The sequence below is a fragment of the Microbacterium hominis genome, from assembly GCF_013282805.1.
Classification (GTDB): Bacteria; Actinomycetota; Actinomycetes; order Actinomycetales; family Microbacteriaceae; genus Microbacterium; species Microbacterium hominis_B.
This window is the reverse complement of record NZ_CP054038.1, coordinates 3,469,664-3,489,426: the sequence shown is the minus strand read 5'-3', so window position 1 is coordinate 3,489,426 and position 19,763 is coordinate 3,469,664. Positions and strand designations below refer to the sequence as shown.

The following is a 19,763-nucleotide window of genomic DNA, read 5'->3' as shown; positions in this document are numbered from 1 at the left end:
AGGGTTCGTGCGACCGCATCCATCGCGGCCACATCTCGATTGAGCCACAAAGTGAATAGAATTTCAACCCTGACTGTTGACACAGAAACGATTCATCCGTACTGTCGCTGTCGTACCCGCCACACCCATGGCCGTCGTCAAGGAGGACGCTATGAACACCCGCAGCCACCGCCGCTCCGTCGCGGCGATCGGTATTGCCCTCGCCGCAGTGATGCCCCTCGCCGCCTGCGCCGGGGGCGGCTCGAGCTCGTCCGGCGACGGCTCGGGCGACGGCACCGATCCCGAGGCCTTCACCGTCATGACCGCCAACGAGAACCCGGTTCTCGAAGAGCAGCTGACCGCACTCGCCGAGGGCGCGTGCGAGGCCGAGAACGAGGCGCTGCCTCTGGAGCACCAGAAGGTCGCCCAGGCCGACACCGTGCAGAAGGTGACGCTCCTGGCCTCCCAGGGCGCGCTCCCCACGCACACGATCGCCGGCACCGCCCTCATCCGCCCGGACGGCGACCTCAACGCCGCCGGCCTCGTCGGCGACCTGAAGGCCGCGCTGGAGGGCTCGGGCGCCTGGGAGAACGTGCTGCCCGCCGCGGCATCCACCGTCGAGCAGGTCTACGGCGGCATGTACTCGATGCCGTACCAGTACAACATCGAGGGGATCTGGTACAACAAGCAGATCCTCGCCGACAACGGCGTCGAGGAGCCCCAGACCTGGGATGAGTTCGTCGACGCCTCGCAGACGCTCCTCGATGCCGGAGTCGTCCCGATGACCGAGGCCGGTGCCAACGGCTGGCCGCTCACGCGTCTCATGGGCATGTACATCTTCCGCAACGTCGGACCCGAGGCGATGGCAGCCGTCCGCGACGGCGACTCCGAGCTCACCTCGGCCGACTACGTCGCCGGCGCCCAGGCGCTCGCCGACTACGCGGCCGCCGGCTACTTCGGCGAGGGCTTCTCCACGCGCGACGGAGACACCTCGTCGAACATGTTCCTCACGGGCAAGGCCGCGATGACCTACGACGGATCGTGGTTCCTCAGCGCGATCAACGACCCCGAGCGCAACCAGATCGGCGAGGACAACATCGGCTTCATGCCGTTCCCCGCTGTCGACGGCGGCGCCGGATCGATCGACCAGTACGCCGCGAACGCCGGCGCCCCGATGATCATCAACGCCGAGCAGTTCGGTCCCAAGGTGGTCGACTGGATCAGCTGCATCGCCGAGAACTACGGGCAGCAGGCGCTGCAGTCCGCGGGCGTGATCTCGGGCTTCGAGGTGAACGGCGAGGTCACCGACATCCCGACTAACACCGCCGCCATCCAGGAGCGCATCGCGGGCATCGACGAGACCGTGCTGTGGTTCGAGGCCCTCATGGACTCGCAGAGCAACTCGCTCGCGTCGACCAATGTGACCCTGCTGACGACCGGGCAGATGTCCCCCGAGGACTACATGACCGAGCTCCAGGCGAGCATCGACGGCAACCGCTGAACCGTCAGCGCCGGCCTCCCGGGCCTAGGCTCGGGAGGCCGGCACACACAGAGAAAGCAGTTCGCAGATGAACTCGATCTTCGGAGATCGGAAGACGATCTTCATCCTGCTGGCCCCGGCGCTCCTGCTGTACACGCTCCTCAAGGTCGTGCCCGTCGGCTGGTCGCTCGGACTCTCGTTCTTCGAGGGCAACACCCTCCGCGGGTTCGAGTGGGTGGGCCTCGAGAACTTCGCCACCTTCTTCACCGACCCCGCGGCGCTCCAGTCGATGTGGGTGAGCGTCTTCTTCGCCATCGTCGCGACGGTCCTGCAGGTCGCCCTCGGCTACGCGCTCGCGCTGCTCTACGTCTTCGTCCTGCGCAAGGGGTCGACCATCGTCCGGACGTTCGTGTTCTTCCCGACGGTCCTCCCGACGGTCGCCGTGGCGCTGCTGTTCCGCAGCTTCGTCGCCGTCGGCGAGAACCAGGGGCCGGTCAACGACATCATCAACTTCTTCGGCGGCGACAGCGTCGAAGTGCTGGCATCCACCGTCGGCACCATGACGACGGCGATCGTGATGACGCTGTGGAGCTCGATGGGCTTCTACGCCATCCTGCTTTACGCGGGTCTGCTCGACATCCCCGAGGAGATCATCGAGTCGGCGCGCCTCGACGGAGCGAACGGCCTGAAGCTCGTCCGCCACATCGTGCTGCCCCTTTCGCTGCCGATCCTGCTCTCCTCGATCATCTTCAGCCTCAACGCCACGCTCAAGGTGTTCGACAGCCTCCTCGCGCTCAACGGCGGCGGGCCGGGCACCTCGACCGCTCCCATGACCCTGTACATGTACCGCACCGCCTTCGAGTTCGCCGAGTACGGCTACGGCTCGACGATCGCCGTGATCCTCACCGCGCTGTGCCTGGTCTTCACCCTGGCGATCTTCCGATCGTCGCGCCGGAAGGCGGAGGTCTGATCATGACGATGACGCAAGCCGACCCGATGTACACGGTCGCCACCCCCACGGTCCACAAGCCCCGTCCCGGTCGCGCGCGCCGCACCGCCCTGAAGGCGCTGCGCCGCCTGCCCGTCTGGATCGTCGTCGCGGTCCTCATGATCGTGGTGCTCTATCCGCAGGTGTGGATGGTCCTCGGGTCGTTCAAGACGCAGTCGGAGTTCCTCTCCAACCCCGCGCTGTCGCTGCCCGAGACCTGGCAGTTCGACAACTACGTCACGGCGCTCACGAACGGCAACGTCGCTCGCAACTGGCTCAACAGCATCCTGGTGACGATCCCGTCGGTGCTGTTCATCGTCTTCATCGGCGTCGCGGCCGGCTACGCGCTCGAGGTGATGATCTGGAAGGGCCGCAACGGCGTGCTCCTCTATATCCTCGCGGGCATCATGGTGCCCGGGCAGATGATCCTAGTGCCGCTGTTCATCACCTACTTCCGGATCGGCATCACCGACACGCTGTGGCCCCTGATCATCACCTACACGGTGATGGGTCTGCCTCTGACGACCTTCCTCATGGCGACCTACTTCCGGTCGGTGCCGAGGGAGATCTTCGAGGCGGCGACGGTCGACGGCTCCGGACCGCTGCGGTCCTTCTTCGTGATCGGCATCCCGATGATGAAGAACGCGATCCTCACGATCGGGCTCGTCCAGTTCTTCAGCGTCTGGAACGATCTGCTGATCGCGCTGACCTTCACGACCCGGCCCGAGCTGGCAACGATCCAGGTGGGTCTGCTCAGCCTCTCGGACGAGTATGGTTCGACGCAGTACGGGCCGCTGTTCGCCGCGGTGAGCATCAACATCCTGGTGCTGCTGGTGCTGTTCCTGGCACTCAACAAGAAGATCATGGCCGGCATGGCCGGCGGCGCGCTGAAGGGCTGAACCGTGACCACCGCACCCCGCATCGCATTCCTCCACACCGGAGCCGTGAACATCGCTCCGTTCGGTGCGCTCGCGGCCGAGCTCCTGCCGGGGGCGGTCGTCGTGAACTATCTCGACGACCGGATCGTCGCGGATCTCGGCGACGCCGCGCGCGCCGACTCGGTGCCCGAGCGCATCGACGACCTGGTCAAGGCAGCCGCTGCGGGGGGAGCGGATGCCGTCATGTTCACGTGCTCGTCGATCTCCGAGCTCGCCGCGCCCGCCGCCGAGGCTGCGGGCGTGCGCGTGCTCCGGGTCGATGAGGCGATGGCCGATGCCGCGGTCGCGGCCGGCCGTCGCATCCGGGTGCTCGCCACCCTGGCGACCACGTGCCGTCCGACCCTCGGTCTGCTCGAGGAGCGGGCCGCCCTCGCGGGGGCGGAGCCCGAGTTCACCAGCGAGGTCATCGATGGAGCCTTCGCGGCCGTGTCCGGCGGTGATCGTGCCACGCACGACCGCCTGGTCGCGGCCGCGATCGAGCGGGGTGCCATGGACGCCGAGGTGATCGTGCTCGCGCAGGCGTCCATGGCGTCCGCCGCCGAGGCCGTGACGGTCTCGGTGCCCGTGCTCACCAGCCCCCGACTCGGGGTCGAGCGACTCGCCGAGACGCTCTCCGCCTGACGATTCCGCCGCTGCGGAGGCTCAGCGCTCGGCGAGCTTCTCGGCCGTCGTGAGGTCGGTCACCAGGGCGGTCACCCAGCCGCCCGCCAGCGCGCCGTGGATCGCCTCGAGCTTGCGTGCGCCGCCGGCGATCCCGACGCGGCGCGGGATCCGCAGCAGATCATCCACGGGGATCGCGATGATGCGGTCGTCGAGGTCGCCGCGCACCTGAGAGCCGTCCGCACGGAAGATGCGGTGGCAGATGTCGCCGACGGCGCCGTCCGCCATGAGCGAGCGTCGTTCGGCGTCCGAGAACGCGTTTCCGCTCTCAGCCAGCACGTCGCTCGGCTCGATGCTCCCGATTCCCATGATCGCCATGGTCAGTTCGCGCCAGCGCTGCTGCACCTCCTGCATCGAGGGATCGGTGAGCAGGCTGTCGCGGATGCCGGCTCCGGCGACGATCCCCGGTGCCTGGACGTACACGGGCTCGGCGCCCAGGATGCTGCCGAGCTCGCCCAGGATGCGGTGGGAGTGGCTCTGCACCTCCGGGGAGCCGACTCCGCCGAGCAGCTGTACGACCTCCGTCGCGCCACGCACCTGGAACGGGCGCATGCGATCGATCATCGCGAGCACGGTCTGGCTCCACGACGAGACGCCGATCCGGTCGTTGCCCGACAGCGAAGCCTCGAGGTATGCGGCGGCGCCGGCGCCGATCGATGCGAGCGTCTCGCGCTCGTCGGCGTCGGCGTCCACATCGACCACGACCGCCTCGGCGATGCCGTATCGCTGCTCGAGCTCCTCTTCGAGCTCGGCATAGACGCCGGGTGCGACGGTGACGATGGTGCGGACGATGCCCGTGGCCTCGGCGCGCTTGAGCAGTCGCGAGACCTTGGCCTGGGAGATGGAGAGCGCGGTCGCGATGTCCGCCTGTCGGATGCCGCGCTCGTGGTACATGCGGGCGACCTTCGTGATGAGGCGCAGCTGGCCGTCCTGGGGTCGCGTGAATCGACTCGTGGGCACGGGCTCTCCGATCGTCGGCGATGCGGTGGGCCGGGAATCGGCGGCATTGACATTCGCTTACGAAAGGATATTCACTTCGGCGGGGGAACGCGAGTGTCACACCCATCATCGCCCCTGGCCTGTGCATGTGATTGCACACTAGAATGAATATGCAAATCCGGTCGAGAAGAACCGGACACCTCGAGGATGCGGAGTCGAACGATGATCGTCGGAGTCACCGGAAGCGGCGGCAAGCTCGGGCGCGCGACGGTCGATCGGCTGCGCGCGGACGGGCATGAGGTGATCGGCTTCGACCTGACGGGTGCCCCCGGCCCGGGATTCACGCGCGTCGATCTGTCCGACTACGGTCAGACCCTCGACGCCCTCCTCGGAGTGACGGCGCGCCACGGCGGCCTCGACGCGATCGTGCATCTCGCCGCCATCCCGGTGAACGGGCTCGTGCCCGACGCGGCGACGTTCCAGAACAACGTGACGGTGAGCTTCAACGTGCTCTTCGCCGCACATCGCGCGGGGATCCGCACGGCCGTGTCGGCATCGAGCATCACCGCGATGGGCTTCCCCTTCGACGAGGCGCCGCCCGCCCTGCCCGTCGACGAGACGTACACGAGCGCCAACAACACCTACGGCCTGGGGAAGGTGGTCGAGGAGGCACTGGCTGCGCAGCTGGTGCGCTGGGGCGACGGGATGTCGATCACGGCGCTCCGCTTCACCAACGTGGTCGCGGCCGACGAGTACGGCACCTTCGCGCGCGCAGCCGACCCCGGATATCGGCGGGACCTCATCGGCTCGTGGATCGATGCCCGCGACGGTGCGACGGCGATCGCCCTGGCCCTCGCGGCGGCGGAGCCCGGATTCGAGGTATACAACGTCGCGGCGCCCGAGTCCGGCAACGCGCGGCCGACGAGGGAGCTCGCCGCCCTGTGGTTCCCCGGCACAGCGGTCGACGACGACCTCGGGGAGTACGAGTCGCTGATGTCCACCCGAAGGATCCGGGAGCGGCTCGGGTTCGAGGCAGCGCACGACTGGCGCACCGCCTGATCCGCGATCGCGTCCCCCCGCCCACCGACAGCTTCATCCCCGGAGGACCCGCATGACCGCCCCGCACCAGATCGTCGAGCTCGTCTTCGAAGGACCGGAGGTGCCGATCCCCGCCACCCGCACGCCGATGACCGCGTTCGTGCGCGCCGGCGGCGGAGCTGAACGCGCCGTCCAGGGATTCTGGGACGGCGGCCGCCGCTACCTCGTGCGGTTCCTGCCGGAGGAGCCGGGTACGTGGTCCTGGCGGACCGAGAGCGAGGATGCCGCGCTCGACGGCCTCACCGGCGAGGTCGAGGTCGCCGGCGCCGCCGCGGGGGACCATGGTGTCGTGCGCGTCGCACACCGGTTCCACTTCGCTCACGCTGACGGCACACCCTTCCGGCCGGTCGGCGCGACCGCGTACAACTGGCTGCACCAGGACGAGCCGCTGTTCACGCAGACCGTGGACGAGATCGCGGCGGCGGGGTTCAACAAGCTGCGGTTCATGGTCTTCCCGCAGGGCGGCGGGTACGTCGAGCACGTTCCCGCGCTGATGCCGTTCGAGAAGACCGACGGGCGGTACGACGTGAGCCGGCCGGTGCCCGCCTTCTTCCAGCGCCTCGACCGCGCCGTCGAGATGCTCGGGGCTCGTGGCATCCAGGCCGACGTCCTCATCTACAACGCGTACGACCGTGGGCAGTTCGGGTTGAACGAGTTGACCGAGGAGGAGGACGCCGCCTACCTGCGCTACCTCGTCGCGCGCCTCTCGGCCCACCCGCATGTGTGGTGGTCGCTGTGTAACGAGTACGACCAGCTCGACCGTCCCGAGGAGCGCTGGGATCGCATCGGTGCGCTCCTGGCCGAGATCGACCCGCACGACCACCTCCGATCGATCCACAACTGGGAGGAGATCTACGACAACAACCAGTCGTGGGTCACCCACGCGTCGATCCAGAACGGGTCGGCGACGACCGACTTCGGCCGCGCCTCGCTCTATCGGGACGTGTGGCGCAAGCCCGTGGTGCTCGACGAGATCAAGTACGAGGGCGACATCCCGGAGCGCTGGGGGAACATCGCCGCGGAGCAGCTCGTGCACCAGTTCTGGATCACGACCGTGGCGGGCTGCTACGCATCGCACGGCGAGAGCTTCGCGATTCCGAGCGGCAGCCTCCACATGGTCGAGGGCGGCCGACTGCGGGGGCGGTCGCCGCAGCGCCTCGCCTTCCTCCGCCGCATCCTGGAGGAGCTGCGGATCCCCGGCCTCGATCCCATCGACAAGTGGGATGATCCCGCCCATGTTGCCGGACGCGCGCGGGATCAGTATCTGCAGTACCTCGGACGGTCGGCGCCCGCGCAGTGGACGTTCCGCCTGCCGCAGGGGAGCGGCGGAGTGCCGCTCGAGGTCGGCGACCGGTTCGAGGTCGACGTCATCGACACGTGGGGCATGACGGTGACGCCCGCGGGCCGCACGTTCACACTCGACGACGTGCGGCGCAACGACGCCTTCGCGACGGCGGATGCCGCGCTCGCCCTGCCCGAGGGCGAGGCGATCGCGCTGCGGATCACCCGGGTGCGCTGATGACGACCACCGCCCCGCGCCGGCGCATCGACCGGCTCGCGCACTGGCGGCGGGGACCGCGGCTCGGCTCGGCGTACTACAACGAATACCTGCCCGATCCTTCGCGGCTCGCGATCGATCTGCAGCTGATGCGCGAGGCGGGGCTCTCCGTCATCCGGGTGGGCGAGTCGGTGTGGTCGACATGGGAGCCCCGTGAGGGCGTATTCGACCTCGAGTGGCTCACCCCCGTGCTCGACGGCGCGGCCGATCACGGGATCGACGTGATCCTGGGCACGCCGACGTACGCCATTCCGCCGTGGCTGCAGGTGAAGCATCCCGAACTCGCCGTGGTGCGCCGAGACGGGTCGCCGGTGCCGTGGGGTGGGCGGCAGGAGGTCGACTACACGTCGGAGCTGTTCCGCGGGTACGCGCGGCGGGTGATCGAGACGGTCGTCGGCCGGCACGGCCGGCACTCTGCCCTCGTGGCCGTCCAGCTCGACAACGAAGCGGGCCTGCATCTCATCCACAACGAACAGCTCGTCGCGCGGTTCCGGGGCTGGGTGGCCGACAGATTCGAGACGCCGGATGAGCTCAACCGGGCGTGGGGCCTGGCCTACTGGTCGCACCGCATCTCCTCCTTCGACGAGCTCTGGGCGCCCGCAGGCAACACGACGCCCGCCTATGATCTGGCGTGGCGGAGGTTCCAGGCTGAGCAGACGACCGCTTACCTCGCGTGGCAGGCGGAGGTCGTCCGTCCGCTGGTCGCTGAGACCACGGCTCTCACGACCTGCATCGCCTACGGCCGCCCCGCGATGGACGACGTCGCCGTCGGCGCGACCCTCGATATCGCCGGCGGCAACGCCTACGCGATCGCGCAGGACGCCCTGCAGCTCGAGAGGGAGGGAGCGGGCGACCAGTGGTTCGCCGACGACGTTCCGCAGCTCGTGCTCCTGGCCGACCGCATGCGCGGGTCGCGCCAGGAGCCGTTCCTCGTCACGGAGACCGGCGCCGCATCGATCGGCGCCGCCCACCAGACGCGCCCGCCGTACGCCGGTCAGCTCGGCCAGACCGCCTGGCTGCTGGCATCGCGCGGCGCGCGCCTGGTGTCGTACTGGCACTGGCACACGCTGCACTCGGGATGGGAGTCGCACTGGGGAGGGATCCTCGGCCACGACCTCCGCCCGGGCCGCATCCACGGCGAGATCGCCGATATCGCCGCCCAGTTCGCCGCAGCCGAGGACTGGCTCGCCGATGCCGTGCCCGATGCGCAGGTCGCGATCCTCTCGTCGCGCGACGCGGAATGGATGATGGACTTCGAGCCTCCGCTCGCCCGGGCCGACGGCTCGGCTGATCCGCGCTCGTTCGCGCGGATCCAGCGCTCGTTCGCGCGCGCGGTGCTGGATGCCGGGCTTCAGGCGGGCGTCGTCGACGAGCGTCAGCTCCCCGACGCGACCGCGATGCTCGCGCGGTTCCCGATCGTCGTCGCTGCGGGACTGTTCTGTCTCGCCGATCGAACGATGGACGTGCTCGTCGAGTACGTGAGGCGCGGCGGGGTGCTCATCCTCGGACCGCGCACGGGCGTCGCCGACGGCCTCGGGCGCGTGCGGTCGGTGACGGCGCCGGGGGTGCTGCGTGCGGCGGCCGGGGTGCGACACGACGAGTTCGCCGCGCTCTCCGGCGAGATCGCTCTGCGCGGTTCGGGGCCGCTCGAGGGGGTCGAGGGCGTCGCGTCGGGCTGGATCGACGGGCTCGTTCCGGAAGGCGGTGAGGTGGTGGCCGGCTACCGGCACCCCCATTACGGACGGTTCGCCGCCGCGGTCGCACATTCCTTCGGGGAGGGGCGCGTGCTCACGGTCGGCACGATCGCGGATCGGGCCATGCTCGCACGCCTCCTCGCGGCCGTCGCCCCGGCGCCGGATCCCGCCCCGCCGGTCGCCGGGCTCGCAGGCTCGATGACCGCGCACTCCCTCATCGGACCCCGCGGGCGCGTGTGGGTGCTGCACAACTGGTCGCCCCATCCGTCGTCGGTGACGACGGCGCGGGCGGCGCAGGATCTCCTCCACGGCGGGCGGGCATACCCGAGCGGGGAGACGGTGACGCTCGGGCCGTGGGCGGTCGCCGTGTGGGCGGACTCGGCGCTCGCCTGAGCGGCGCTCGTTTCACGCGCCCGTATGGGACGGCTATCGCTGAACCGCGAAGGTGCGGGTGTGCCGGCCGGGGACGAGATCCTCGTCACCGTGACCCTCGATGTCGATGACAGCCGTGGTGCCGATCGGAACCTCCAGGTCCACATGCAGGCCGTCGTCGTCGAGACGCCAGGCGATGGCCGCGTCGCCGTACGGCGTGCGGTGCCGCGCCGACGCGTGGGTGAGTCCGCCGCCCGGACGCGGGGCGAAGCGGATGCGGCGATAGCCCGGCCCATCCGGGGCGAGCCCCGCGACCACCCGGTGCAGCCAGTCGGCGACCGCCCCCAGCGCGTAGTGGTTGAACGAGGTCATCGTCCCGGGATTGACCGAGCCGTCGGGGAGCATCGAGTCCCAGCGCTCCCAGATCGTGGTGGCGCCCATGGTGACCTGGTACAGCCACGAGGGGCATCCCTCCTCGAGCAGCAGGTCGTACGCCGTCGCGAGCCGGCCGTTCGCACTGAGGGCGTCGGACACGAGCGGCGTGCCCACGAAGCCCGTCGCGATGCGGTTGCCCTCGGCGTGGACGAGGTCGGCCAGTCGCGTGGCGGCGGCGGCGCGGAGCTCCGACGGCATGAGGCCGAACTGGAGTGCGACCGCGTAGGCGGTGGGGGCGTCGCTGGTCATGGTGCCGTCGGAGCCGATGTACGCCGCGGCGAAGGCGTCGCGCACCTCGTCGGCGAGCCGACCGTACGACTCGGCGTGCTCGGACTCGCCGAGCACCGCGGCCATGCGTGCGACCAGCCGCGCCGACAGGGCGAAGTACGCGCCGGCAACGAGGTGGCGGTCGGCGCGGGCATCGGCGGGATCCTGCGGGGGCGCGGCCGGGTCGAGCCAGTCGCCCAGCTGGAACCCGGTGTCCCACAGGCGCGACGGGCCCGCGATCTCGGATTGGAGGTCCACCCACGCCCGAGCGCTGTCGAACTGCGCGCGCAGCACCCCGGCATCCCCGAACCGGGTGAACAGCGTCCAGGGGACGACGGTGGCGGCATCCCCCCACGCCGCCCCCGGCCGCTGCGGTGTCCACATGCGGTCGGAGGGGATGACGGGAACGAACCACGGCACGGTGCCGTCGGGCAGCTGCTCGGCGGCGAGATCGCGCAGCCAGCCGGCGAGCATGCCCGAGCAGTCGTAGAGGTACGACGCGGTCGGCGCGAAGACCTGGATGTCACCGGTCCAGCCCAGACGCTCGTCGCGCTGCGGGCAGTCGCTCGGGATGTCGACGAAGTTGCCGCGCATGCCCCAGACGACGTTCTCGTGCAGCCGGTCGACGAGCGGGTTCGAACACGTGAACCAGCCGGTCCGCTCGAGGTCGGTGTGCAGCACCCGCGCTACCAGCCCGCCGTCGGCCACGGCCCGGTGCAGATCGCCCGGCCAGCCGTCGACCTCGACGTAGCGGAAGCCGTGGTACGTGAAGCGGGGCTCCCACTCCTCGCCCTCAGGGCGCCCGGCGAACGTGTACACGTCGGTCGATGTCGCATCGCGCAGCGGGCGGGTGTAGAGCTCGCCGTCCTGGAGCACCTCGGCCGTCCGCAGCGTCACCGTGGTGCCCGGCGCGGCGGTGGCGCGCAGGCGCACGACGCCGACCAGGTTCTGACCGAAGTCCAGCACGACGCGACCGGTCGGAGTGGTGAGCACCTCGACGGGGGAGACCTCCTGGGTCACCCGCACCGGCGGCGCCGTCGGGGCGACGAGGGTGGCGGGGTCACGGCGGCGCAGCTGCACCCGCCCCCACTCGCGGTCGTCGAAGCCCGGAGACGACCAGCCCGGCCGTTCCTGCCGAGCGTCGTAGGTCTCGCCGTCGTAGATCCCGGAGGTGAGGATGGGGCTGGATGCCGCGCGCCAGGACGTATCCGTGGCGACGGTCTCGCGCGTGCCGTCGGCGTACGTGAGCTCGAGCTGCCCGATGAAGGACTGGTCGTCGCCGTAGACGTTGCGGAACCCGCCACGCCAGCCCAGACGCCCGCGGTACCAGCCGTCGCCGAGCCACGCGCCGATCGCGTTGGCGCCCTCGCGGATGAGATGGGTGACGTCGTACGTGTAGTACCGGAGCCGTTCGCGGTAGACCGTCCAGCCCGGCGACAGCACGTCATCGCCGACACGGACGCCGTTGATCTCCGCCTGGTACAGCCCGTGAGCCGTCGCATACAGGCGCGCGCGGACCAGGCCCGGTCCCGCGGCGAACTCCCGCCGCACGAGCATCGGGCGGCGCGTGTCGGTGAGCGGGTTCTCGTTCTCGATCGATCCGATCGGCCCGGCCGTCCACTCCGACAGGTCGAGCAGGCCCGCTTCCACTGTCGCGGGCGCCGAGTACGCGCTCCACGCGCCGTCGGCGCCGCGCACCGCGATGCGCACATCGGCCCGTTCACGGGATGCGAGTGCGGGGGCGGGCCACGGCACGAGCACCTGATCGCCGCCCTCGACCTCGTAACGATCGGTGGCGTCGCCGCGGACGATCGCGACGCGATATGCCGTGGCGGTCCATCCGGCCGGGGCGGACTCGACGACCCACGAGAGGCGGGGCCGCGGCTCGCCGATTCCCCGCGCCTCGCGGTGGTGCTCGAATCGGGGGGCGGACACGGTGAGCGTCATCGGATTCTCCGGTCTCGTCGGCAGCAGCGCCGACTCCCGCCGACGCATGAGGGGATCAGGCGGTGAGGGAGATCGCCGCGTGGCTGAAGGAGGCGACGACGGCTTCCGCCGTGCCGTGGGGCGTGTGCGCCACGATCCGCCGGGGGCGCTCGTCGAGGTTGGCGAGGAGGACCGTCGTGCGATCGTCGCGGAAGGCCCCGATCGCCCACACGAGGCCGTCGGGGCTGTCTCCGGTCAGCAGCTCTGCGCCGGAGAGCGCGGCCAGCGCGGCCACCGCCGCGGCCGCCGCGTACGCGGCTCCGTCATCGGAGTGGATGCCGCGCGGCCCCCACTCCTCGAAGTAGGCGAGCGACGCCACACCCGGCACGCCGAGGGCCGCAGCGCTCGCGATCACCCACGCCGCGAGCTCCGGGGCGGACTGACGCGGGTCGGCCGCTCCCGTGAACGCCGCGCCGTACCCCTCCGACAGGTCGTCGCGCGTTGGCCCCGGCTGAGGCCCGGTCGCCACGTTGTTGAAGCGGGGCCGCAGGCACACGGGGCCGACGTGCACCGGGCGGCCCGCCGCGAACGCGACGGTCTGTCGCGCCACGAGTCGCTGCATCGCGATCGACTCGATGAGCTGCTCCGTTCCCCGCGCGTGGAACAGCGGCGTCATCGCCACCGCGATCGCGTCGAGGTCGCCGGGCACCCGATCGGCCTCGCGGTTGAGCTCGGTGAAATGCGAGCGCGCGCCCCCGATGACCGGCACGTTCAGCCCGGCATCGGCGAGCGCGGCGCGCAGAGCGGATGCCGCGGCGGCATCCGTCACGTGCTCGGCCGGGTGACCGGCGGGCTGGAACGCCGCGACGCGCACCACCGGCAGGCCCGACAGTGCTTCGGCGGCCTCGGCGACCGCCTCCGGCCGGCGGGCGTCGAGCGTGAGCCGCACGTCGAGCCGCAGGCCGGATGCGGCCGCGCGTGCGAGCGCGGCGCGCCAGTTCGTGCTCGCGAGGTCGAGTTCGACGAGCACCGTGTCGGTCACGGGCGTCCAGTCGGCGGGCGCCGGGTCGGGAGCGGTCGAGGCGCCGACGGCGACCTCGGGGAACGCCCCGGCCGGGCTGAGCGTGATCACATCCCGATCGGCAGAGGCGGCGGGCGCGGCATCCACATGCTCCGCCCGCACGGTGATCGACTGCCGCACCCGTTCACCGGGCGCGACACGATACGGGAACGGCAGGGCGAGCGGACGGCTGTAGGTCTTGAACGAGGCGTCGGTCCAGTTGCGCTGGTCCTCCATCTCGAACACGTCGCCGGCGAAGGCGACCGACACGGCGAGGCCGCCGTGCTCCCAGGCCAGAGCCGCGATGTCGAACACCGGCTGGTGGGGGCTGATCTCCACGGGCAGCGTCGATGCGACGCGCTCGCCGTCGGAGTGGGTGACCTCCACTGCGGCGCCCGCGGTCTGCGGCGGGTGCAGCACGACAAGGCCGGTGCGGTTGGTCCAGAACTCGTCGGCGGACTCGAGGTCGCACAGCACCACGAGCCCGTCGGCGCGCGCCTCCACGCGCACGACGCCCGCGAACGAGGAACCGAGGCCCTGCGAGCGCACGTGGAGCGTGAGGGTCGCGTCGGTCTCGCGCACGCGGTCGACCACGAGCGCGGCCGCGGCCCAGTCGCGGTCGCGCACGACGGCGCGGATGCTGCGCAGCACCGGCACGCCGTCGTACGCGAGGTCGGCGATCTCGTCGTCGCGCAGGTCGAGCGACCACGGGCCGCTCGACCGCGCGCGAGACGAGGTGCGCCAGCACATCAGAGCGATGTCATTCCGCCGTCGACCTGGAACGTGGCGCCCGTGGCGAACGCGCCGTCGTCGCTGGCCAGGTACACCATGATCCCGGCGACGTCGTCGGGCGTGCCCGCCCGGCCGATCGGGATGCGGCTGATGATCGCCGCACGCGACTCCGGGTCTTCGCTGATGGCCGCCACGAGGGGGTCTCGGTGTAGGCGGGCTGCACCGTGTTCACACGGATGCCGCGATCGGCATATGCGGCGGCGACCGTGCGCGAAAGGCCGTGCATACCGGCCTTCGACGAGCTGTACGCCGTGAAGTCCTTGCCCTCGCCGTTGACAGCCGTCGGGCTGCCGGTGAGGATGATCGACCCGCCGCCGAGCTTCAGCATCGTGCGCACCGCGTACTTCACGGTGAGGAAGGCGCCGGTCAGGTTGATGTCGATCGTGCGCTTCCAGACATCGAGGTCGAGGTCGGCGACCGGGGCGTCCTGCCCGAACAACTGCACGCCGGCGTTGGCGACGACCACGTCGGGCGCCCAGCCGTCGGCCTCCACCTCGGCGAAGGCTGCGGCGACCGCAGCTTCGTCGGAGATGTCCATCGTGACCGCGCGCGCGTTCGCGCCGATCTCGGCGGCGGCCGCGGCGGCGCCCTCGCCGTTGCGGTCGGCGAGGATGACCCGCGCGCCCTCACGGGCGAAGCGCTGCGCGACGGCCAGGCCGATGCCCAGCGCGCCGCCGGTGATCAGCGCGGTCTTGCCTTCGAGTTGTGCCATGGGGATCTCAGTTCCGGGTCAGCGCTCGATGTGGTCGAGGTGCAGCATGCGGGCGAGGTTCTTGTCGAGCTCGTCGTCGCGGAAGATCTTCTTCCAGTCTTCCTTGATGATCGACTCGCGGCCATAGTCCATGGCGATGAGGCAGGCGTCGCTGAACGGGTTGTCGCCGCGCAGACCGTTGGCGAGCGCGACCTGGGTGTGACCGTAGAGGATGCTGCGCGCGGCCGCCTCGGGAACGCCCATCGTGTTCACCGTCTCCTCGAGGGCCTCGTTGAGGAGGGCGCCGATCATGCAGGCCACCGTCTCGACGAGTGTGGGCTCGAGCTGGGCGAGCTGCTTGATCGTCACCCAGTGCACGTCGATGACCGGGGCGTAGATCGCGCGGACCGTCGCCTCGACGATCGCCTGCTTGGCGGGGTCGGCGCTCTCGACGGCGGCGATGGCGTCCTGCGGGGCGGCGATGCCGCCGAAGGTGTCGGCCCACTGCTCGGGCGTCTCGCGCTGCAGGAAGATCGACGGGTGGCACGGGTGGGCGACAGCCTGGATCACGTCGGCGCGTGTGGTGAGAAGGCCCGCGTACGCGGCGGCGGGGTCGAGGGTCAGCACGATCGCGCCGGCCTTCATCTGCGGCACGAGGTCGGCGGTGACCGGGCCGAGCGCCAGGTCGGGCACGGCGAGCACGACGATGTCGGCGTCGGAGACGGCGGTGGCGGCATCCGTCAGCTCGCGACCGGCGTCGATGGTGCGCTGCTGTCCGGCGGGGGAGTTCTCGACGTACCAGACGGTGTGGTCGGTCCGTGCGAGGTTGTTGGACACGCGCATACCCATCTTGCCGCCTGCGCCGATGACGGCGATCTTGTACGTGTCGGTTGCAGTGCTCACGGTGTGCTCCTGAGGTATTCGAGGGTGGTGCGGGTCCATTCCCGCTCGGTTCGGATGGTGGTCTCGGCGTCTCCCTGCCAGGAGAGCCAGTGCTCGACGATCTCGTTGACGCCCCGGTCGCGCGGCGTGACGGTCTCGAGCAGGTGGGGGTAGTCGTGGAGGCCCGAGCCCATGGGCGCACCGCCGTACGTGAAGCCGACCCAGCCGTCTTGGCGGGCGAACGCGAAGTCCTTCACGTGGATGTTCTTCACGAGGGATGCCGCGACCTCGACGCACGCCCGCGGGGATTCGAGTCTCGCCACGACATTGGCGGGGTCGAGGCAGACGCCGAGCCGGTCGCTGCCGACCCGCTCGATCAGCGCGACGAGATCGCAGGTCGCGACCTGCTCGTACGTCTCCAGCGCGAGGGTGACTCCGGCGTCCTCGAATGCGGGCATCGCGGCGCGCAGCCACACCTCGGCCTCATCGAGCGTCGGGCGCGACGTCGGCGAGAGCAGCATGCTGCGTACGAGCGTGGCGTCGAACACCTCGGCGAGGGCGAGGAAGCGGGCGAGGCGTTCCGGTTCGAGGCCCTTCGTGCCGAGTTCGATGGTGAGACCGAGATCGCGGGCGGCGGTGGCCGCGTCGGCAAGCGCGGCGGCATCCATTCCCTCCAGCGGCGCGTAGTCGCAGATCTGGAACAGGGCGACGCCCTGCGCCGCGGTGTCTTCGAACGCGCCGATGAGCGAGAGCGGCTCGGGCACCCGGTCGGAGTGCTGCCAGAAGTAGGCGTAGGTGCCGAGGCCGATCATCGGCTCACCTCCGCGAGCGCGGCGGCCTCGTCGATGACGGCCAGGAACGCGTCGGGGTCGTGCGCGAAGCGTCCGAGGAAGAGTCCGTCGACCGCGTCGCCGAGCTCGGTGAGCAGGCCGGGTCCGGCCGATCCGCCGTAGATCACGGCGCTGCCCGCGCGGTCGGGAAGAGCCGACAGTGCGGCGGTCAGCGCCCGGGTCACCGTCTCGATGTGCGCGACGGGTGCGGGCTCGGCGGCGCCGATCGCCCACACCGGCTCATAGGCCACGATCACGGGGCCGGCAGGCGCCCCCGCGAGGTCGGCGTGCAGCTGCGCGACGGTGGCTGCGGCGGCATCCACCCCGTCCTGGCGGTCGGCCTCGCCGAGGCACAGCACCGGGGTCAGGCCGTTGCGCAGCGCGGCTGCCGCCTTCAGCGCGGTGATCTCGTCGGTCTCTCCGAACAGGCGTCGCCGCTCGGCATGGCCGATCTCGACCACCGAGGCGCCGACCTCGGCGAGCTCGGCGGCACTGACCTCGCCGGTGAAGGCGCCGGAGTCCTCGGTCGCGGCGTCCTGCGCACCCACGAGCACAGGGGTGTCCGCGAACGCCTCCCGTGCCGGGAGCACCTGCAGGTAGGTCGGGATGACGAACACCCGCACGCCACCGCTCGCCACGGCGGGGTGCGCCGCGAGGCGCGGTGCGACGCGCGCGAACCACTCCCGAGCCTGCCGATGACCGAAGTACATCTTCAGGCTCACGCCGACGGTGACGGGTGCGGGCATCAGCAGCTTCCGGTGGTCTCGTACTCGTCGATGACGGCGACCTTGTCGGCGGAGGCCGAGGTCGTGTCGAAGCGGTAGGTGAGCCATTCCCGCACGAGGCGGCGGGCGAGCTCGATGCCGACCACGCGCTGTCCCATGGTGAGCACCTGCGCGTTGTTGGAGAGCACGCCGCGTTCGACCGAGAACGAGTCGTGGGCGGTGACGGCGCGGATGCCGGCGACCTTGTTCGCCGCGATCGCGACGCCCAGGCCCGTGCCGCAGATGAGGAGTGCGCGGTCGGCGTCACCGGCCGCGACCTGCTGCGCGGCCTCGATCGCGACCTTCGGGTAGGGCGTGTGTCCGTCGGCATCGACGCCGACATCGACGACGCTTGCGACGCCGGCGTTCTGCTCGAGGTCCTTCTTGAGGATCTCCTTGTAGTCGAACCCGGCGTCATCGCAGCCGATCACGATGCGCAGGGGTGCGGGGGAGGTGGTCATCGTACGGTCTCCTTCTCGGCCGCGAGCTGCTCGCCCACGGCGGTCACGATGAGCGCGAGCGAGATCGCGCCGGGGTCGGGGGTTCCCACACTGTTCTGGCCGTGCGAGCGGGCGCGGCCCATGCGGGGGAGGAGGTCGGCGGTGGCGTCGGCGGCGCGCGTGGCCGCGTCGGCGGCGACGATCCATGCGTCGATGAGGGAGGCGCCCGCGTCGACCTGGGCGGACAGCGTCGAGGCGAACGGCACGAGCGCGTCGACGAGGGTCTTGTCGCCGGGTTCCGCCTTGCCGTAGGCCATCACCCCGGCGGAGGCGGCGGACACGCCCGCGGCGATCGCGGTGGCATCGGGAGAGCCCGTGTCGCCCAGCCGCGCCGCGAGCGCCTGGAGGATGACGCCCCACAGTGCGCCCGAGGTGCCGCCGGCCCTGTCGCTCCACGCGTCGGCGGCGCGGGCGAGCACGGTCTGGGCTCCCGCGCCGGCATCCCGCGCGGTGCGGGCGGCGTCGCGGGCGGCGTGGGAGCCGCGCTGCATGCCGATGCCGTGGTCGCCGTCGCCGGCGATCGCGTCGATGCGGCCCAGCTCGTCGACGTGGGCGTCCACGGTGGCCGCGATCGTCTCGACGGCCGCCGCGACGCGCACGGCCAGGCGCCGGGAGTCGTCGTCGGCGGCTGGAACGGCGTCGGCCTCGGCCGGGGTGCCGGGTGCGGCATCCATCGCCCGCTCCTGCGGCGCGACCGCACCGCGTCGGTAGGCGGGCGTGTCGACGGGGGTCTCCCACAGTGCGGCGAGCTCGTCGGTCAGCCAGAACAGGGTGAGCGATGTGCCTGCCATGTCGAAGCTCGTGCAGTACTCGCCGACGTGCGGGTCGACCAGCTCGATGCCGGCAGCTTCGAGCAGCTGCGCGATGCGCCGGTAGACGACGAACATCTCCTCGTACTTGAGCGAACCGAGACCGTTCAGGATCGGCACGACGCGGGCGCCCTCGGGGTTGTCCACACCGTCGGGGAGCTCTTGCAGGAGCTTGTCGACGAGAAGCTCCGCCAGGCCGTCGGCGGTCGGGATGTCGGTCTCATCGATGCCCGGCTCGCCGTGGATGCCGAGCCCGACCGCCATGCGGCCTTCGGGCACCGAGAAGAGGGGCTGCGCGGCGCCGGGCAGCGTGCACCCCGTGAAGGCCACGCCGAAGGAACGCGTGCGCTCATTGGCGAGGCGGGCGAGCCGGGTGACCTCGGCGAGGTCCGCACCCGCTTCGGCGGCTGCGGCGGCGACGCGGAAGACGGTGAGATCGCCCGCGATCCCGCGGCGCTTGTGCTTCTCGACCGTGGAGGCGCTGAAGATGTCGTCCGTCACCGTCACCGTCTCGCACGCGATGCCCTCGGCCCGCAGCCGCTCCTGGGCGGCGTCGAAGTTCAGCACATCGCCGGCGTAGTTGCCGTACGAGAAGAACACGCCGCCGCCGTTGTCGGACGCCTTCGCGACCGCGTAGACCTGCTGCGTGGAAGGCGAGGCGAACAGGTTGCCCATCGCCGCGCCGTGCGCCAGCCCCGGACCCACCAGCCCGCCGAACGCGGGGTAGTGGCCCGAGCCGCCGCCGACGACCACGGCCACCTGTCCCGCCGGCGACACGGTCGAGCGCACCACCCCGCCGGTGACTCGGCGCACATAGCGGCCGTTCGCGGCCACGAAGCCGTCGATCATCTCGTCGGCGAAGTCGGCGGGGTCGTTCCACAGGCGCGTCATCGCGGCTCCTTGGTCGTTCGCGGTGCAGCTCCCACTGGCATCTGGCGGGAACAGCACAAGTCTGACAAACCGGTTGACCAATTGCAAGCCGAACTGGAGGATACAGTGTCTGCATGCCCGCATACCCCGGCGACCGATCAGCGGAGATCACCGCCGCCCTCGGCGCGCTCCCGTCCGGCACGCCGGTCTCCGAAGTGGCGCGCCGCCTCA

Annotated in this window: 15 protein-coding genes and 1 pseudogene; 7 read left to right on the top strand and 9 right to left on the bottom strand. The window is 70.8% G+C overall.

Annotated features, from left to right (window positions below):
- Positions 1-151 precede the first annotated feature (151 nt).
- The 4 genes from HQM25_RS15660 (at position 152) to HQM25_RS15645 (ending at position 4,006) form a co-directional block, all read left to right on the top strand.
- The gene (locus HQM25_RS15660) at positions 152-1,480 is read left to right on the top strand and encodes an ABC transporter substrate-binding protein (RefSeq protein WP_172991069.1); all 1,329 of its coding nucleotides are present in this window, start codon (positions 152-154) and stop codon (positions 1,478-1,480) included.
- 67 nt (positions 1,481-1,547) lie between these two features.
- Positions 1,548-2,429, top strand: coding sequence for a carbohydrate ABC transporter permease (locus HQM25_RS15655; protein ID WP_172991068.1), 882 nt, complete (start codon positions 1,548-1,550; stop codon positions 2,427-2,429).
- 2 nt (positions 2,430-2,431) lie between these two features.
- The gene (locus HQM25_RS15650; RefSeq protein ID WP_172991067.1) at positions 2,432-3,346 is read left to right on the top strand and encodes a carbohydrate ABC transporter permease; all 915 of its coding nucleotides are present in this window, start codon (positions 2,432-2,434) and stop codon (positions 3,344-3,346) included.
- Positions 3,347-3,349: 3 nt separating this feature from the next.
- The gene (locus tag HQM25_RS15645; RefSeq protein ID WP_172991066.1) at positions 3,350-4,006 is read left to right on the top strand and encodes an aspartate/glutamate racemase family protein; all 657 of its coding nucleotides are present in this window, start codon (positions 3,350-3,352) and stop codon (positions 4,004-4,006) included.
- Positions 4,007-4,027: 21 nt separating this feature from the next.
- Here the strand turns inward: HQM25_RS15645 and HQM25_RS15640 are convergent, their stop codons facing one another.
- A complete protein-coding gene (locus tag HQM25_RS15640; protein WP_172991065.1) occupies positions 4,028-5,005 on the bottom strand; it encodes a sugar-binding transcriptional regulator in 978 nt (325 codons plus the stop codon).
- A 201-nt stretch (positions 5,006-5,206) separates the two neighbouring features.
- Between HQM25_RS15640 and HQM25_RS15635 the strand changes: the two genes are divergently transcribed.
- The 3 genes from HQM25_RS15635 to HQM25_RS15625 are packed head-to-tail and all read left to right on the top strand — an operon-like array spanning position 5,207 to position 9,727.
- On the top strand, positions 5,207-6,043 hold the full coding sequence (locus HQM25_RS15635; protein ID WP_172991064.1) for an NAD-dependent epimerase/dehydratase family protein: 837 nt from the start codon (positions 5,207-5,209) through the stop codon (positions 6,041-6,043).
- Between the two features lie 52 nt (positions 6,044-6,095).
- On the top strand, positions 6,096-7,601 hold the full coding sequence (locus HQM25_RS15630) for an apiosidase-like domain-containing protein (RefSeq protein WP_172991063.1): 1,506 nt from the start codon (positions 6,096-6,098) through the stop codon (positions 7,599-7,601).
- Positions 7,601-9,727 (top strand): beta-galactosidase, encoded by a 2,127-nt coding sequence (locus HQM25_RS15625; RefSeq protein ID WP_172991062.1) that lies wholly within the window; start codon positions 7,601-7,603, stop codon positions 9,725-9,727. Before HQM25_RS15630 ends, HQM25_RS15625 begins: the two co-directional genes overlap by 1 nt.
- A 33-nt stretch (positions 9,728-9,760) precedes the next feature.
- Here the strand turns inward: HQM25_RS15625 and HQM25_RS15620 are convergent, their stop codons facing one another.
- The 8 genes and pseudogenes from HQM25_RS15620 to HQM25_RS15585 form a co-directional block, all read right to left on the bottom strand.
- Positions 9,761-12,355 (bottom strand): alpha-L-rhamnosidase, encoded by a 2,595-nt coding sequence (locus HQM25_RS15620; RefSeq protein WP_172991061.1) that lies wholly within the window; start codon positions 12,353-12,355, stop codon positions 9,761-9,763.
- A 55-nt stretch (positions 12,356-12,410) separates the two neighbouring features.
- Positions 12,411-14,144, bottom strand: a complete 1,734-nt coding sequence (locus HQM25_RS15615) for a hypothetical protein (protein ID WP_172991060.1) — start codon at positions 14,142-14,144, stop codon at positions 12,411-12,413.
- Positions 14,144-14,898, bottom strand: a pseudogene (locus tag HQM25_RS15610) (SDR family NAD(P)-dependent oxidoreductase). Before HQM25_RS15610 ends, HQM25_RS15615 begins: the two are co-directional and overlap by 1 nt.
- An 18-nt stretch (positions 14,899-14,916) precedes the next feature.
- Positions 14,917-15,819, bottom strand: a complete 903-nt coding sequence (locus HQM25_RS15605) for a phosphogluconate dehydrogenase C-terminal domain-containing protein (RefSeq protein WP_172991059.1) — start codon at positions 15,817-15,819, stop codon at positions 14,917-14,919.
- Positions 15,777-16,571, bottom strand: a complete 795-nt coding sequence (locus HQM25_RS15600) for a sugar phosphate isomerase/epimerase family protein (protein ID WP_172991058.1) — start codon at positions 16,569-16,571, stop codon at positions 15,777-15,779. The genes HQM25_RS15605 and HQM25_RS15600 overlap by 43 nt, the downstream gene beginning before the upstream one ends.
- Positions 16,568-17,335, bottom strand: a complete 768-nt coding sequence (locus HQM25_RS15595) for a triose-phosphate isomerase family protein (RefSeq protein ID WP_172991057.1) — start codon at positions 17,333-17,335, stop codon at positions 16,568-16,570. The genes HQM25_RS15600 and HQM25_RS15595 overlap by 4 nt, the downstream gene beginning before the upstream one ends.
- The gene (locus HQM25_RS15590; protein ID WP_172991056.1) at positions 17,335-17,814 is read right to left on the bottom strand and encodes a ribose-5-phosphate isomerase; all 480 of its coding nucleotides are present in this window, start codon (positions 17,812-17,814) and stop codon (positions 17,335-17,337) included. Before HQM25_RS15590 ends, HQM25_RS15595 begins: the two co-directional genes overlap by 1 nt.
- Positions 17,811-19,553, bottom strand: coding sequence for a dihydroxyacetone kinase family protein (locus HQM25_RS15585; RefSeq protein WP_172991055.1), 1,743 nt, complete (start codon positions 19,551-19,553; stop codon positions 17,811-17,813). Before HQM25_RS15585 ends, HQM25_RS15590 begins: the two co-directional genes overlap by 4 nt.
- Positions 19,554-19,763 lie beyond the last annotated feature (210 nt).

Excerpts from the sequence above, each read along its gene's own strand:
- HQM25_RS15650 (WP_172991067.1), top strand. The coding sequence starts at position 2,432 with ATGACGATGACGCAAGCCGACCCGATGTACACGGTCGCCACCCCCACG.
- HQM25_RS15630 (WP_172991063.1), top strand. The coding sequence starts at position 6,096 with ATGACCGCCCCGCACCAGATCGTCGAGCTCGTCTTCGAAGGACCGGAG.
- HQM25_RS15590 (WP_172991056.1), bottom strand. The coding sequence starts at position 17,814 with ATGACCACCTCCCCCGCACCCCTGCGCATCGTGATCGGCTGCGATGAC.
- HQM25_RS15660 (WP_172991069.1), top strand. The coding sequence starts at position 152 with ATGAACACCCGCAGCCACCGCCGCTCCGTCGCGGCGATCGGTATTGCC.
- HQM25_RS15595 (WP_172991057.1), bottom strand. The coding sequence starts at position 17,335 with ATGCCCGCACCCGTCACCGTCGGCGTGAGCCTGAAGATGTACTTCGGT.
- HQM25_RS15620 (WP_172991061.1), bottom strand. The coding sequence starts at position 12,355 with ATGACGCTCACCGTGTCCGCCCCCCGATTCGAGCACCACCGCGAGGCG.
- HQM25_RS15635 (WP_172991064.1), top strand. The coding sequence starts at position 5,207 with ATGATCGTCGGAGTCACCGGAAGCGGCGGCAAGCTCGGGCGCGCGACG.
- HQM25_RS15625 (WP_172991062.1), top strand. The coding sequence starts at position 7,601 with ATGACGACCACCGCCCCGCGCCGGCGCATCGACCGGCTCGCGCACTGG.
- HQM25_RS15605 (WP_172991059.1), bottom strand. The coding sequence starts at position 15,819 with ATGGACCCGCACCACCCTCGAATACCTCAGGAGCACACCGTGAGCACT.
- HQM25_RS15600 (WP_172991058.1), bottom strand. The coding sequence starts at position 16,571 with ATGATCGGCCTCGGCACCTACGCCTACTTCTGGCAGCACTCCGACCGG.
- HQM25_RS15655 (WP_172991068.1), top strand. The coding sequence starts at position 1,548 with ATGAACTCGATCTTCGGAGATCGGAAGACGATCTTCATCCTGCTGGCC.
- HQM25_RS15585 (WP_172991055.1), bottom strand. The coding sequence starts at position 19,553 with ATGACGCGCCTGTGGAACGACCCCGCCGACTTCGCCGACGAGATGATC.
- HQM25_RS15615 (WP_172991060.1), bottom strand. The coding sequence starts at position 14,144 with ATGTGCTGGCGCACCTCGTCTCGCGCGCGGTCGAGCGGCCCGTGGTCG.